Source organism: Streptomyces sp. NPDC043870 (assembly GCF_056435785.1).
The window spans coordinates 269,891-283,382 of record NZ_JBWKDT010000006.1 but is presented as its reverse complement, the minus strand read 5'-3'; the positions used below and the strand labels follow the sequence as shown (position 1 = coordinate 283,382).

13 protein-coding genes are annotated in these 13,492 nt (G+C 69.7%); all 13 read right to left on the bottom strand.

Annotated features, from left to right (window positions below):
* Window positions 1-190 precede the first annotated feature (190 nt).
* Window positions 191-1,639 (bottom strand): PP2C family protein-serine/threonine phosphatase, encoded by a 1,449-nt coding sequence (locus AC0699_RS11275; RefSeq protein WP_478658459.1) that lies wholly within the window; start codon window positions 1,637-1,639, stop codon window positions 191-193.
* Between the two features lie 157 nt (window positions 1,640-1,796).
* Window positions 1,797-2,273: a nitroreductase family deazaflavin-dependent oxidoreductase gene (locus tag AC0699_RS11270; RefSeq protein WP_478658456.1), complete on the bottom strand. Its 477-nt coding sequence runs from the start codon at window positions 2,271-2,273 to the stop codon at window positions 1,797-1,799.
* Window positions 2,270-3,649, bottom strand: a complete 1,380-nt coding sequence (locus AC0699_RS11265; RefSeq protein ID WP_478658454.1) for a cytochrome P450 — start codon at window positions 3,647-3,649, stop codon at window positions 2,270-2,272. Before AC0699_RS11265 ends, AC0699_RS11270 begins: the two co-directional genes overlap by 4 nt.
* Window positions 3,650-3,964: 315 nt before the next feature.
* Entirely contained in the window at window positions 3,965-4,927 is a 963-nt protein-coding gene (locus AC0699_RS11260) for a PfkB family carbohydrate kinase (protein ID WP_478658451.1), read from the bottom strand.
* Window positions 4,924-5,916, bottom strand: coding sequence for a zinc-dependent alcohol dehydrogenase family protein (locus AC0699_RS11255; RefSeq protein WP_478658449.1), 993 nt, complete (start codon window positions 5,914-5,916; stop codon window positions 4,924-4,926). Before AC0699_RS11255 ends, AC0699_RS11260 begins: the two co-directional genes overlap by 4 nt.
* Window positions 5,913-6,764, bottom strand: coding sequence for a carbohydrate ABC transporter permease (locus tag AC0699_RS11250; RefSeq protein ID WP_478658447.1), 852 nt, complete (start codon window positions 6,762-6,764; stop codon window positions 5,913-5,915). Before AC0699_RS11250 ends, AC0699_RS11255 begins: the two co-directional genes overlap by 4 nt.
* Complete coding sequence (locus AC0699_RS11245; RefSeq protein WP_478658576.1) at window positions 6,761-7,699, bottom strand: carbohydrate ABC transporter permease; 939 nt, start codon at window positions 7,697-7,699, stop codon at window positions 6,761-6,763. The genes AC0699_RS11250 and AC0699_RS11245 overlap by 4 nt, the downstream gene beginning before the upstream one ends.
* A 23-nt stretch (window positions 7,700-7,722) precedes the next feature.
* The gene (locus AC0699_RS11240) at window positions 7,723-9,084 is read right to left on the bottom strand and encodes an ABC transporter substrate-binding protein (protein WP_478658445.1); all 1,362 of its coding nucleotides are present in this window, start codon (window positions 9,082-9,084) and stop codon (window positions 7,723-7,725) included.
* 78 nt (window positions 9,085-9,162) lie between these two features.
* Window positions 9,163-9,924: a DeoR/GlpR family DNA-binding transcription regulator gene (locus tag AC0699_RS11235; RefSeq protein WP_478658443.1), complete on the bottom strand. Its 762-nt coding sequence runs from the start codon at window positions 9,922-9,924 to the stop codon at window positions 9,163-9,165.
* 432 nt (window positions 9,925-10,356) lie between these two features.
* A complete protein-coding gene (locus AC0699_RS11230) occupies window positions 10,357-10,872 on the bottom strand; it encodes an AMIN-like domain-containing (lipo)protein (RefSeq protein WP_478658440.1) in 516 nt (171 codons plus the stop codon).
* A gap of 107 nt (window positions 10,873-10,979) precedes the next feature.
* Window positions 10,980-11,801 carry an amino acid ABC transporter ATP-binding protein gene (locus AC0699_RS11225; RefSeq protein WP_478658438.1) on the bottom strand — a complete coding sequence of 274 codons (822 nt, stop codon included), beginning with the start codon at window positions 11,799-11,801 and terminating at the stop codon, window positions 10,980-10,982.
* 6 nt (window positions 11,802-11,807) lie between these two features.
* Window positions 11,808-12,638 (bottom strand): amino acid ABC transporter permease, encoded by an 831-nt coding sequence (locus AC0699_RS11220; RefSeq protein WP_478658435.1) that lies wholly within the window; start codon window positions 12,636-12,638, stop codon window positions 11,808-11,810.
* Window positions 12,605-13,447, bottom strand: coding sequence for an ABC transporter substrate-binding protein (locus tag AC0699_RS11215; RefSeq protein ID WP_478658433.1), 843 nt, complete (start codon window positions 13,445-13,447; stop codon window positions 12,605-12,607). Before AC0699_RS11215 ends, AC0699_RS11220 begins: the two co-directional genes overlap by 34 nt.
* Window positions 13,448-13,492: the final 45 nt, after the last annotated feature.

The window sequence follows — 13,492 nt, the reverse complement described above, 5'->3', positions numbered from 1 at the left end:
CGGGAGAGCCGACCGTAGCCGTGATCCGGAGATCCGACCGCAACTCTGACCCGGATATCCGCATACCCCGGGGGCCGGGGCACCCGACCACGCAGAGAATTCGCGCCCGGGCCTTTGACAACTTCTGTCCGCTTGAGACCGCTTTCGACCCGTCTTCGGTTCGTCGTTTCCGGTCCGCGATCCCTACTCGCTACCCGCTGATGCAGGCGACCATCACGCAGGCGTCGTCCTGACGCTCGCTCTCGCCGAACTCCTCGACGATCAACCGCACGCACTCCTGTGCGCTGTGACAGACGGCGAAGCGGGGGGCGAGAGCGAGCAGACGGTCCACGTCGGACCCGTCGCGGGCGTCGGCGCCCCTCGTCAGCCCGTCCGTGTGCAACACCAGCACATCCCCCGGGTACAACTCCACTTCGGCCTGCTCGTACGCCGCTCCGGTCGTCGCCCCGAGGAGCATCCCGTCCGGCTGGGTCAGCGCACGCCCTGTCCCGCTGCGGAACAGCAGCGGGGCCGGGTGTCCCGCCTGCGCCCAGGACAGCAGCCGGGTCCTCGTGTCGTAGTGGCAGCACACCGCGCTGCCGAGTGCCGGATGCGCCGCGGAGTCCAGCAGCTGATTGAGGTGACCCATCAGCGGGCCGGGGTGGATGCCGGCCACGGCCATGCCACGCAGCGCGCCCAGGAGCATCGTCATCGTCGAAGTGGCGGTCACGCCATGGCCGGTGAGGTCACCGACACTCAACAGTGTTCGGCCGCCGGGCAGTTCGAGCGCGTCGAACCAGTTCCCGCCGATCAGTGCGCTGGTTGCGGACGGCAGATAGTGGCCCGCCAGGTCCAGCGCCTTGGGTCCGTCCTCGGGGAGGGTGAGCGAACCACGCCAGGGCGGCAGGACCGCCTCCTGCATTTCCATCGTGATCCGGCGCTCGGTCCGGTCGACGTGCCGGCGGCGGGCGAGCGTGTCCCGTGACTCACGCACGGCACGCTGTGTCCGGCGCAGCTCGCTGACATCCCGTAAGACCGCCCACATCGATGCGGTGCAGCCGTCGGCGTCGAGCACCGGCTCACCCATCATGTGGAGCGTACGGACGCGGCCGTCGGCCCGGACGATGCGGAACTCGTCGTCGATCGGCTTCCCGTCGATGAGGCAGTCCGTCAACAACGCCGTGAGCAGGCCCTGGTCCTCGGCGAACACCATGGAAGGCAGCTCGTCCAGTGACATGGGGCCGCTCTTGGTGGGCCTCCCGAAGATCTGGTACAGCTCCTCCGACCAACTGACCTCGTCCGTCAGCAGATTCCACTCGGCACTGCCGACCCGGCTGAGCAGCGAACCGGTGCGCGGAGCCACGCCCTCGTACGGTCCGGGCCCCTCCTCCTCGTCCAGAGCGTCGAGCAGCTCCGGCAGAGTGGGCAGGCCTTCCTTGAGCTGCCCCAAGTGCGCGCCGAGGTCGTCGAGATGATGCACCGCCAGATCACACAGCGCGCGCTGCCAGCGGCCCTGCGGATCGTCCTCGTCCACCACCGCGTCGCGCCGGACCGCGTCCACATCGCCGCGCAGGCGGCGGGTCTGTGAAATCAGCTCGTCCACCGTGCCGCGCCGGGGCGGTTGCGGGGCGGGACGGTCCGCGAACAGATGGGACGGCATGTCGTACTCCGATACAGGCGCGGCACGGCCAGGTCTGAGGAAAGGACCGGTTACGACTGTTGCACAGGCGGCGAGCACACGTAAGCCATTTGGCAACACTCGATACGGTGGTGCTTCTGACATATGCCGAAGGCCCTGCTGGTCGACCGGCTCAGCATCATGGACGGTCATCGACCCGCGTCAGCCGTACCACCGGAATGTCGCGCACCGTGCGCTGCTGATACCCGGCGTACGGAGCGAACACGTCAACCAGATGCGGCCAGACCCGGGCCTTCTCGTCCGGTTCCAGGGTCTCGGCACGCGCCGGGAACCGCTGTGTGCCGACGCGGAGCCACACATCCGGCTCGTCCCGCAGATTCAGGTACCACAGCGGGTGCCGGTCCGCGCCCCCGTTGGAGGCCACGATCAGATAGTCGTCGCCGTCGCGGCCGTAGATGAGGACGGTGCGGCGCCAGGCGCCGGAACGCCGCCCGCGGTAGTCGAGCAGGAGGCAGGGAGCGCCCTGTATGGTCGTCCCCTTCGTCCCGCCCGACTCCTCGTACAACGTGGCCTGTTGGGCCACCCAGCCGGTGGGGCTGATGTCCACCGCGTCCGGATCGTGCCCTGCAGCGTGTCCCGCTTCGCGTTCGGTCATGGGGCCACGGTAACTCCAGGCGCGCCGGTGGGCCGCAGCACGGCGCGCACCGGAGCGCCGGGCTGCAGCGTCAGTCCCGTCCTCGGCGGCACCTCGCCCGGGCCCGTGTCGACGTGGAAGCGCTGCGCCAGCGTTGCCAGTACCAGCACTGCCTCGACCATGGCGAACCGCGCCCCCAGACAGGCCCGGGCACCACCGCCGAACGGGAACCAGGCATGGTCGGGGACGCCCGGCTCGGCCCCGGGGTCCCACCGCTCCGGCCGGAACGCCCCGGGCTCGGGGAACCAGCGTGTATCCCGGTGCGCGCTCCACTGGCTCGACCACACCACCGTCCCCTCGGGCACCGGCATCCCGCCCAGCGTCGACCCCTCCTTCGCTATCCCCGTCATCAGCCACACCGGAGGGAACAGCCGCAGGGTCTCCTTCACCACCTGCTCGGTGAACGGGAGCTGCCGCAGATCGTCGAAGTCCGGCGTACGGCCGGCGAGGACGCGGTCCAGCTCCTCGCCGAGCCGTGCCCGGGCCTGGGGATTCCGGGACAGCAGATACCAGGCCCAGGTCAGCGTGGTGCCCGTCGTCTCGTGCCCGCCGATGTACAGCGTGACCGCCTCGTCGCGGACCTCCTTGTCGGACAGCGGCCGTCCCTCCTCGTCCCGCGCCGCCAGCAGCCGGCTCAGCAGATCGTCCCGCTCCGCACCGCTGCGCCGTCGCTCCCCGGTCACCCGGCCCACCTCGGCGTCGATCACCGCGACGGCGCTGCGCAGCCTGCGGCGCCCGGGTGTCGCCACCCACGGGGGCAGAAACAGCGTGATGCCCCGGAACTCGTCGCCGATCGCTCGCTGGGCCACATCCATGGCCGAGCCGATCACGTCCTCCCGTCCGGCCGTGTCGGTGCCGAACAGCGTTCGCACGGCGATCCGCTGAGTGAGCGCCAGCATCTCCCGCCGCACGTCGATGTGCTGCCCGGGCTGCCACGCGTCCAGCAGCTCGGCCGCGCACTCGGCCATCGTCCCTGCGTAGGACCGCACTTGGCGGGGCCGCACCGCCGGCTGGACCAGCGCACGCTTGCGCCGCCAGGCCGGTCCTTCCGACGTCACCACACCGTCCCCGAGCACCAGCTTGAACGCCCAGCCCAGCTCGGGGTGGCGGAAGACGGTCTCGACGCCGGTCAGCAGCTCCCCGATGTGCTCGGGGCGCGACACGAACAGAGCGCGCTGTGGCCCGAGCCGCCACTCCACGAAGTCTCCGCGGTCCCGTAGCCGTTCGAAGAAGCCGAGCGGGTCGCGTGCGAACGCGGGCAGATTGCCGAGCCCCGGTAACCGCCGCGGTCCGGCTACGACGGTGTCCCGCCCGGAAGCAGTCGCATCTGCGGTCATCCCGATGCCTCCCCGAAGAGTGAACCGCCGGGCTGCCCAGCGGCGTCATCGCACACGCACGACATGTGCACGACGCACACGCACGACATGTGCACGACCAGACTCTAAGGCCGCGGCGCGCCCGGGTGCCGTCCCAGGGGTGCCTTCACGATCGCTTTGACGAACGTCTCGCCGAGCGTCTTCGCGAACGTCTTCGCGAACATCTCCAGAAACGCCTTCGCCCGTCGCTGAACGCCACGGTCCGCCGAGCCGTACTGATCCGTGGCGGCCGTGGCGTGATCGCCCGGCCACCCCGCCGCCGGCAGGGCCAGGACCTCAGCCGTTGCCGGCGGGAGCGGGGGCGGAAGAGGGGGCGGCGGGCGCGTGCACGGGGGGCACGCACCCGCCGCTCCGCGCGCACACCACCGCCGCGACCTCGGCGGCATACGCCAGCATGGCCCCGGCCGGTTCCGCGCCGATGCCGGCCGGCGCCCCGCGTCGCAGGAGCCCTGCGGCGGCCAGCCAGGCGAGGACCCCGGCCATGAACGCGTCCCCGGCGCCGATCGTATTGACCACGTCGACCGGCACAGCCGGCACCGACACCGGCGCGGCGGACGGAGTGAAGGCCGTACCGCCCCGGGGACCACGGGTCATGACGACGAGCCGGCCCTCCCCGGCCAGTCTGCTTGCCGACACCTCCGGATCCGTCCCCGGCCAGAGCAACGCCAGGTCCTCGTCGCTCGCCTTCACCACCTGCGCCAGTGTGCACAGCTCCCGCAGCAGCTCCCGGCCGCCGTCCGCTTCTCCGCGCACATTGGGATCCACGACCAGCAGCCCGTGCTCCGCGGCCTCGCGCGCCGCCACCGCGACCGTCCCGGCCGCGGGTTCGACGACGGCGGCCAAGCCGCCCGCGTAGACGGCGCCGAAGCCGGACACCTCCCGCGCTGTCACCTCCGGCAGCCGGAACGTGGCCGTGTCCCGCAGATGGAAGTGGTAGCCGTTCCCTTGCGGCCCCGGATCGGCGACCGCCAGCGCCGTCGGCAAGGACGAGCGGGCGCACAGCTGCGTGCCGACGCCCGCGGAGCGCAGCCATTCCTCGACGGTGCGCCCGAACGCGTCCCCGCCGATACCGCCCGCGAACGCGGCCGGCGTGCCCAGCCGGGCCACACCCACGGCGACGTTCGCCGGCGCGCCGCCCGGCTGCGCGCGCCTCAACCCCGGGTCATGAGCCACCGGTACGAGATCGATCAGGGCCTCGCCCAGCACGAGGACCGCATCGGATCCGGGCCCGCCGCTCACGGCTCCACCACGATCTTGCGGCCCTGCCCCGCCCGGAACTGGTCGATCGCCTGCGGATACTGCTCCAGCGGCAGCCGGTCGCTGATGAACACCCCAGGGTCGAGCGCCCCGGTGGCGAACAGCGCCGCGGCCCGCTCGTAACTGTGCAGCACCGCCATCGAACCGGTGATGGTGATCTCCTGGTTGTAGATGCGGTACGGCTCGATCACCGCCGTCGTCGCGTAGTCGCTGACACCGAACTGGAGGAACGTCCCGCCCTTGGCGACCCGGCCGAGCCCGTCCTGGATGGCCGCGGCGTTGCCCGTCGCGTCGATGACCACATCCCAGCCGCCCGGAGCCCGGTCCAGCTCCTGCGCCGTGGCCGCGGTCGCCGAGCAGCCGAGGAGCTCCGCCGTCGCGAGCCGCTCCGGATTGATGTCCAGAACGTCGACGCCGGCCGCCCCGGTGCGCTTGGCGAGCTCCAGCATCATCAGACCCATCGTCCCGGAGCCGTAGATCAGCACACTCGCGCCGAGCGTGCCGCTGAGCACGTCGTAGCCGCGCACCGCGCAGGACAGCGGTTCGATCAGCGCCGCGTCCCGGACCTCGATGTGGTCCGGCAGCCGTACGCAGTTCGCCACCGGTGCCACCGCGAACTCGGCCGCGCCACCCGGCACCGTGACCCCGATCGCCGCCCAGCGGTCGCACAGGTTGCCACGCCCGGCACGACAGTAGCGGCACTCGTGGCAGTGCAGGGAAGGGTCGACGGCGACCCGGTCGCCCGCCGCGAGCTCGGTGACCTCAGAACCGACGGCGACGACCTCTCCCGCGAACTCGTGGCCCGGCACGATCGGGAGCGTCGGGGCGAACTCGCCCTGCAGAATGTGCAGATCGGTCCCGCACAGCCCGCACGACGCCACCTTGACGACGACGTCGCGAGGGCCGGGCGACGGGTCGGGGATGGTCGTGACGGACACCTTGCCGGGGGCTTCGACGATCGCGGCCCTCATTTGACAGCTCCAAGGGAAAGGCCCTGGACGAGCTTGTCCTGGGCGGCGTAACCGGCGGCCAGCACCGGCAAGGACACGACGACGGACGCGGCGCACAGCTGGGCCAGGAACAGCCCCTGGCTGGTGACGAATCCGGTGAGGAAGACGGGCGCGGTCTGGGCGACGACCCCCGTCAGCACCCGGGCGAACAGCAACTCGTTCCAGCTGAAGATGAAGCAGATCAGGGCCGTTGCGGCGATCCCGGGCCCGGCGACCGGCGCGACCACCCGCGCCAGCACCGTCGGCAGCCGCGCCCCGTCCACCTGCGCCGCCTCGATGATCGACACCGGCACATCGGCGAGGAACGACTGCATCATCCACACCGCGATCGGCAGATTCATCGAGGTGTACAGCAGGATCAGCAGCCAGATGTTGTCCAGCAGCCCCGCGTTCTTCGCGAACAGATAGATCGGCAGCAGCCCGGCGACGACCGGCAGCATCTTCGTGGACAGGAAGAAGAACATCACATCCGTCCACTTGGGCACCCGCCGGATCGACAGTGCGTACGCCGCGGGCAGCGCCAGCACCAGGACCAGAACGGTGGAGAACACCGCCGCCGTCGCGGAGTTGATCAGCGGTGGCCACGGCCCGGCCCCGCCTCCGTCGAAGAAGGCCCGGTAGCCGTCGAGGGTGAGCGGAGCGGCGACGGACGGCGGGTTCGTCGCCGCGTCCTGCTCCGAATGGAAGGAGGTGAGCAGCATCCACGCGGCCGGCAGACAGAATCCGAGGCCGACGACCCAGGCCAGCAGCCCCAGTGCGGCGGACCGCCGCCGCGCACGCCGGACGATCGAAGAAGCAGCGGTCGTCATGCGCGGCTCGCCTCCTCACGGAACAGGGACGAGACCACACGCAGCGCGAACGTCGCGAGCACCATCGTGCCGATCACGACGACCACGCCCGCCGCGGACGCGAGCCCGTACTCATGAGCCTGGTAGAAGGTCTGGTAGATGGTGTACGGGAGGTTGGCGGTGCCGAGCCCCCCGGAGGTGATCGTGAACACCGCGTCGAAGTTCTGCACGATGTAGATCGAGCCGAGCAGCACGCCGAGTTCGAGATAGCGCCGCAGATGGGGCAGCGTCAGATAGCGGAAGATCTGCCAGCTGCTCGCGCCGTCCAGCCGGGCGGCCTCGATCATCTCGCCGGGCCGGCTCTGCAGCCCGGCGAGCAGGATGAGCATCATGAACGGCGTCCACTGCCACACCAGCGCCGCCTCGACCGCGACGAGCGGCATGCCCGAGATCCAGTCCGGCTGCGCGGGGTCCGTCACGCCGAGGAGCCCCGCGATCCAGGTCCAGGCCCCGTTCAGCAGCCCGTACTCCGGGTTGTACAGCACGTGCTTCCACAGGAGGGCGGCGGAGACCGGCACCAGCAGGAACGGCGTGATCAGCAGGGTACGGACGAATCCCCGGCCGGTGAACGTACGGTCCAGCAGCAGCGCCAGGGCCAGACCGAGCAGCACACTCACCAGCGCGACGGTCGCGGTGAGCAGCACCGTCGTCAGTACGGAGTCCCGCAGCGCGGCATCGGTGACGACGGACGCGTAGTTGGACAGTGCGGTGAAGCGCCGGGCATCGGGATCGAGCGAGTTCCAGTCGAACAGCGAGATCACGAGCGTCGCCACGAAGGGCAGCTGCGTCACGGCGATGAGGAAGACGAGCGCGGGCAGCAGCGGCGCGCGGGTGGCCCAGGCGCGCGGGCCACGTCGCGGGCGTACAGGGACCGCCGAGGGGGCGGACGACGACAGGGGAGCCGTCCCGACGGACGTACTCACCGGTACTCCTCGGCTACCTTCTCGGCCAGCTTCTGCGAGGCCGCCAGCGCCTCCGCGACCGACTTGCGGCCCGCGATCGCCGCGCTGATCTCCTGCGACACCTTGGTCCCGAGATCGGTGAACTCCGGAATGCCGACGAACTGGATGCCCGCCGCCGGGCGCGGCTGCACCCCTGGGTTCACGGGATCGGCCGCGCCGATCGCCTCCCGGGTGACCTCGGCGAACGCCTGAGCCTGTTCGCGGTACTCCGGATTCGCGTAGGTCGAGCTGCGCTTCCCGGCCGGCACATCGGCCCACCCCACCTGATCGCCGACCAGCTGCTCGTACTCCTTGCCCGACGCCCAGGAGATGAACTTCCAGGCGCTGTCGGCCTTCTTGGACGCCTTCTGCATGCCCCAGGCCCACGTGTACAGCCAGCCGGAGCTCTCCGTCTTGTCCACCGGCGCCGGTACGTACCCGATCTTCCCCTTGACCGGGGAGTCCTTGGCCTCCAGCGACCCGGCACCGGCCGTGGCGTCGTACCACATCGCCGTCTTGCCCTGCGTCATGTTGTTGAGGCACTCGGCGTAACCGGCCTGTGCGGCACCCGCCTCGCCGTGCTCGCGCACGAGCTTGACGTAGAACTCGGTGGCCTTCGTGAACTCGGGAGAGGTCAGCCGGGCCTTCCAGTCCTTGGTGAACCAGGTGCCGCCCATGGTGTTGACGACCGTCGTCAGCGGCGCCATGACCTCGCCCCAGCCCGGCAGCCCGCGCAGGCAGATGCCCTTCATCCCGCTCTCGGCCCCGTCGGCCTTCGCCGCGAGATCCGCGACCTGCTGCCAGGTCGGCTTCGCGGGCATCTTCAGCCCCTTCGCGGCGAACACGTCCTTGCGGTACATGAGGAACGACGACTCGCCGTAGAACGGCTCCGCGTAGAGCTTGCCGTCCGCGGCCGTGAGCGATTCGGCCAGCGGCTCGAGAATGTCGCCCTGGTCGAAGGCCTTGTCCTTCGCGGCGTACGAGTCCAGGGGATGCAGCCAGCCGTTCTTCGCGTAGAACGGCACTTCGTAGTTGCTTATGGTGGCGATGTCGTACTGCCCGGCCTGGTTGGAGAAGTCCTGGCTGATCTTGTCGCGGACGTCGTTCTCCGGGAGCACCGTGAAGTTCACCTTGATGCCGGTGCTCTTGGTGAAGTGGTCCGCGGTGAGCTTCTGCAGCTGAACCATCGGCGGGTTGTTCACCATCAGGACGTTGAGCGTGTCACCGTCGGCGGCGTCGCTGCTTCCGCCGGCCCCCGCGCACCCCGCGAGGAGCGCGGCGGCGGCCGTCACCGCGCCGAGCCGGATGCGTACGGCAGATGGTCGTTGCCTCAGAGCCATGATTCTCTCCTTGTTCTCGGGCATGCCGGATCTGCTCACGTCGGGCTCTTCCGGCGGGGATTTCCTTGAACGGGCGGGTCAGACGCGGATGACCTGCGGACCGAGGAGCGAGTAGCGCCGCGCCTCAGCCGAGGGCAGCCCGTTGTCGGTGACGATCGCCTCGAAGTCGCCCACATCGGCGAACCTGCTGAAGCTGACCGCTCCGAACTTCGTGTGGACCCCGGCGAACACACGCCGCCGAGCGCTGCGCATCGCCTGCGCCTTCACCTCACCGACGGCCGGGTCCGGCGTCGTCAGCCCGTACTCCCGGGAGATGCCGTTCGCGCCCACGAAGGCCAGATCGATGACGAAGCCCGCGAGCATCCGCGCGGCCCAGTGATCGACGGTCGCCAGCGTGCCGCCGCGTACCCGTCCGCCGAGCAGCAGGACCGACGCATGCTCCGCGCCCGCCAGACCCGACGCCACCGCCAGCGACGCGGTCACCACCGTCAGCGGCCGGTCACGCGGCAGCGCCTCGGCGATCAGCTGCGGTGTGAAGCCCTCGTCGACGAAGACCGTCTCGGCATCGCCCAGCAGCTCGGCAGCAGCCACTGCGATCCGCGACTTCTGCGGCACGTGCCGAGTCGTGCGGAACGCCAGCGTGGTTTCGAACCCGGCGCTCTCCACCGGGTACGCACCGCCGTGCGTACGCCGCACCAGTCCGTGCTCCTCCAGCACGTGCAGATCGCGCCGGATGGTCTCCTTGGCGACCCGGAACCGTCCGGCCAGGCCGTTGACGTCGACCGACCCGTCCTTGCGGGCCGCCTCGAGAATGCCCCGGCGACGCTCCTCGGTGTCCACGGCACACTTCCTTGCTGCTCACTGATGCTGCGGCTCTGCGCCCGTTCGGGCCCATGCGTCGTTTCTACAAGCAGCACACGCATTGGACCAGGCTCTTCGCGGCATCGGCTGCGCCCGTTCGTGCCCGTTTCGCATCGGATGTTCGGCCAGGTCACACTGCCCCTCGTGGGATCCGGGCGGGCAGGCGCTGCCCGATGCCCGCCGCATCATCGCCCGAACGGTGCCCGTTGCCCCACCCATCGCCACTGCGCCCATCGACACCAGGCCCCTCGCACGCGCGCCGATCCACGCGCCGGGCTGCGCCCGCCGGCTGTTCGGACCGGTCGGCAAACCGCTACGCGCGAGCCCGACGCGAACCGGCTCCCGCCCGGACAGGCCCTGGTCGCAACCCTCAGCGTGCGACTGCGACCAGCGCCTTCGCCCCGTACCCGGTCATGCGCCGCAGCCGGGGGACGGGCGGCGGACATCGATCACGAAGCGCTCCGGCGCATGCAGCTTCGCGGTCTTGTACACCGGCTTGGTGTCGAAGGCGGCCCCGAAGGTGACCACCCCCTCGAAGTCGCCCGTCAGAGCGAGCCCCTTGAGCGTGGGCAGCCAGATCCTGGTCAGCCGCGGGCCGTTGTAGACGGACCTGCCCGCGTCGTTGTGGGCGGCGGCCGGAGAGAGCTTGATCTCCAGGAAGTACTTCCCGGCGAGCGGGACCTTCTTCCCCGAACCGTCGTACTGCAGTACCTTCACCGGTTTCACGGTGACCGGCGGCAGTGTGCCGCGTACATCGATGACGATCCGGTCGAAGGACCCATGACCACCCCAGCGGGCGTTCGTGATGAGGGCGGTCTGCGGTGCGGTGGAGTGCGGCGGAGCCGCGGAAGCCGGGAGTGTCGCGGAGACCCCGGCGGTGAGAAGAACACCCGCGGCGAGGGCCGCAAGGCGCGGACGGTCATACATGGCGTCCCCCCATTTCTCCTGATACGGGGACAGTGGTGTCACAAGGGGAGACACTCCCGAAATTCATATGGTTGCACGATAATCGGAAGTTCGCCGGATTCTTCTGCTCAGGGATTCTCCTTGCGTACGTCCCCGTCGGCGGCCGCCGGCGGAACCGGACGCGGGCCCGCCCCCGGCTCCTCCGCGGCCGCCGGATCCAGGATCCGGTTGAGGAAGTTCTTTGTCCGCTCGTGCTGTGGGTCGCCCACCACCTGTTCCGCCGGGCCCTGTTCGACGATGACGCCGCCGTCCATGAACACCACGCGGTCGGCGACCTCCCGGGCGAAGCTCATCTCGTGGGTGACGACCATCATCGTCATGCCCTCCGCGGCCAGCACCCGCATCACCGCCAGCACCTCCCCGACCAGCTCCGGGTCGAGCGCCGAGGTCGGCTCGTCGAAGAGCATGACCTCCGGATCCATCACCAGCGCCCGGGCGATCGCCACACGCTGCTGCTGCCCGCCCGACAGCTGCGCCGGGTACGCGCCGGCCTTGTCGGTGAGACCCACCCGCTCCAGGTTCTCCCGCGCCACGGCCGCCGCCCGTGCCTTGTCCCGCTTCAGCACCCGCCGCTGCGGCAGCGTGAGGTTCTCCGTCACGGTCACATGCGGAAAGAGGTTGAACTGCTGGAAGACCATGCCGATCCGGCGCCGTACGGCATCGATGTCGACATCGAGATCGGTCACTTCCGTACCGCCGACGAACACCTGCCCCGCGGTGGGCTCCTCCAGCAGGTTCACACACCGCAGCAGCGTCGACTTGCCCGAGCCGGACGGCCCGATGACGCACACCACCTCGCCCCTCGCGATGTCCAGGTCGATGCCGCGCAGCACCTCGTTCTCACCGAACGACTTGTGCAGGCCACGGATCTCGATCTCGTTCTGTGACACTCGTCCTCACCTGGCCTTCTCGGTGCGGGCCTCGAGCCGGCGTACGACGAGACTCAGCGGAATCGTCACCAGCAGGTAGCACAGCCCGGCGACGAGGATGGGCGTGGAGTTCGCGGTCTGACTGGCCAGATCCCGGCCGAACTTGGTCAGCTCCCGCTCGTTCAGCGTGACACCGAGGAACAGCACCAGCGACGAGTCCTTGAACAGCAGCACCAGCTCGTTCGTCAGCGGTGGGATGACGATCCGGAACGCCTGCGGGATGATCACCGACACCATCGCCCGGGCGTGCGAGAACCCCAGCGAGCGCGCCGCCTCCATCTGCCCCTTGGGCACGGCCTGGATCCCGGCCCTGATCGTCTCCGCCATGTACGCGGCGGCGACCAGACCGAGACCGAGAGCGACCTTCCCGTACACGCCGCCCGGGATCTCCGTCCCCGGGAACGCCAGCGGCACCGCCACACCCACGAAGATGAAGATCAGCAGGGCCGGCAGACCGCGGAAGAGCTCGATGTAGACACTGGCGACCCATCTGTACGGTGCCACCGACGACAGTCGCATCAGCGCGATGACCATGCCCAGGACCAGGCCGAACGCGAAGCCCGACATCGTGTACACCACCGTGTTGCGCAGCGCGATGGTGATGATGTCCGGGAACAGCTCGCTCGCCAGGTCCTTCTGCGCGAACTGGTTCTGCAGCCTGCCCCAGTCCGCCAGCACGGCGACCAGGACCACCACGGCGACGAAGACCGCGTACTGGATGCCCTGCGAGACACGGCGACGCTGCCGCCTGGTCAGCCGAGAGGTCACGACTGGCCCTTGGGCAGCGGCCCGATCCACTGCTCGTACAGCCTGTTGTACGTACCGTCCGCCTTGGCGTCCGTGATCGCCTTGTCGATGGCGGCCCGCAGCTTGTCGTTGCCCTTCTTCACGGAAAAGCCGTACTGCTCACCGGTCTCGATGTTCTGCCCGAGGACGAACGCGCCGGCATTGGCCTTGTCCTTGAGCCAGCCCTGGACGACGGGATAGTCGATCACCACGGCGTCGACCTGTCCCGTACGCAGCCCGTTGAGCACGGCGTCGGAGCTCTCGAAGGCGACCGGGTCGAACCCCTGCGACTTCGCGTAGCTCTCGCCGGTGGTCTCCGCCTGCGCACCCAGCTTCGCGTTCTTGGCCTTGACGTCGGCGAGCGAGGTCACACCGCTCTTCTTGGACGCCAGCAGCGCCTGGGTGGCGTCGAAGTACGGGATCGAGAAGTCCACATTCTTCTTGCGCTCATCGGTGATCGTCATGCCCGCGGCGGCGAGGTCGCACTCCCCGGAGTTCAGGAACGCACCGGTCTTGAAGTTCTCGAAGGGCGTGTCGAGGATCTTCTGTTCGACCTTCAGGTTCTTCGCCACCAGATCGATCAGCGCCACGTCGAAGCCGACGACCTTGCCGCCCTGCTCGAACTGGAACGGCGGATACGGCAGGTGTGTACAGGTGGTGAGCTTGCCCTTCTCGACGACGGGCACTCCGCCCGCGGCCTCACCGGGGCCCTCGCCTCCCGAGGAACAGCCGACGGCGAGCAACAGCCCGGCCACCGTGGTGCCGGCTGTCGCGAGGTTACGGATCGGGTGGGCGCGATGGCTGCCGGCAGTCCTGGACATGGTTGACCTCCATGGGCGCAGGTGACGGTGGACGGCACCGCCACT

Bases quoted from the DNA above. Each gene is read 5' to 3' on its own strand.
- AC0699_RS11275 (WP_478658459.1), bottom strand. From the start codon at position 1,639: ATGCCGTCCCATCTGTTCGCGGACCGTCCCGCCCCGCAACCGCCCCGG.
- AC0699_RS11250 (WP_478658447.1), bottom strand. From the start codon at position 6,764: ATGACGACCGCTGCTTCTTCGATCGTCCGGCGTGCGCGGCGGCGGTCC.
- AC0699_RS11270 (WP_478658456.1), bottom strand. From the start codon at position 2,273: ATGACCGAACGCGAAGCGGGACACGCTGCAGGGCACGATCCGGACGCG.
- AC0699_RS11240 (WP_478658445.1), bottom strand. From the start codon at position 9,084: ATGGCTCTGAGGCAACGACCATCTGCCGTACGCATCCGGCTCGGCGCG.
- AC0699_RS11215 (WP_478658433.1), bottom strand. From the start codon at position 13,447: ATGTCCAGGACTGCCGGCAGCCATCGCGCCCACCCGATCCGTAACCTC.
- AC0699_RS11230 (WP_478658440.1), bottom strand. From the start codon at position 10,872: ATGTATGACCGTCCGCGCCTTGCGGCCCTCGCCGCGGGTGTTCTTCTC.
- AC0699_RS11265 (WP_478658454.1), bottom strand. From the start codon at position 3,649: ATGACCGCAGATGCGACTGCTTCCGGGCGGGACACCGTCGTAGCCGGA.
- AC0699_RS11255 (WP_478658449.1), bottom strand. From the start codon at position 5,916: ATGAGGGCCGCGATCGTCGAAGCCCCCGGCAAGGTGTCCGTCACGACC.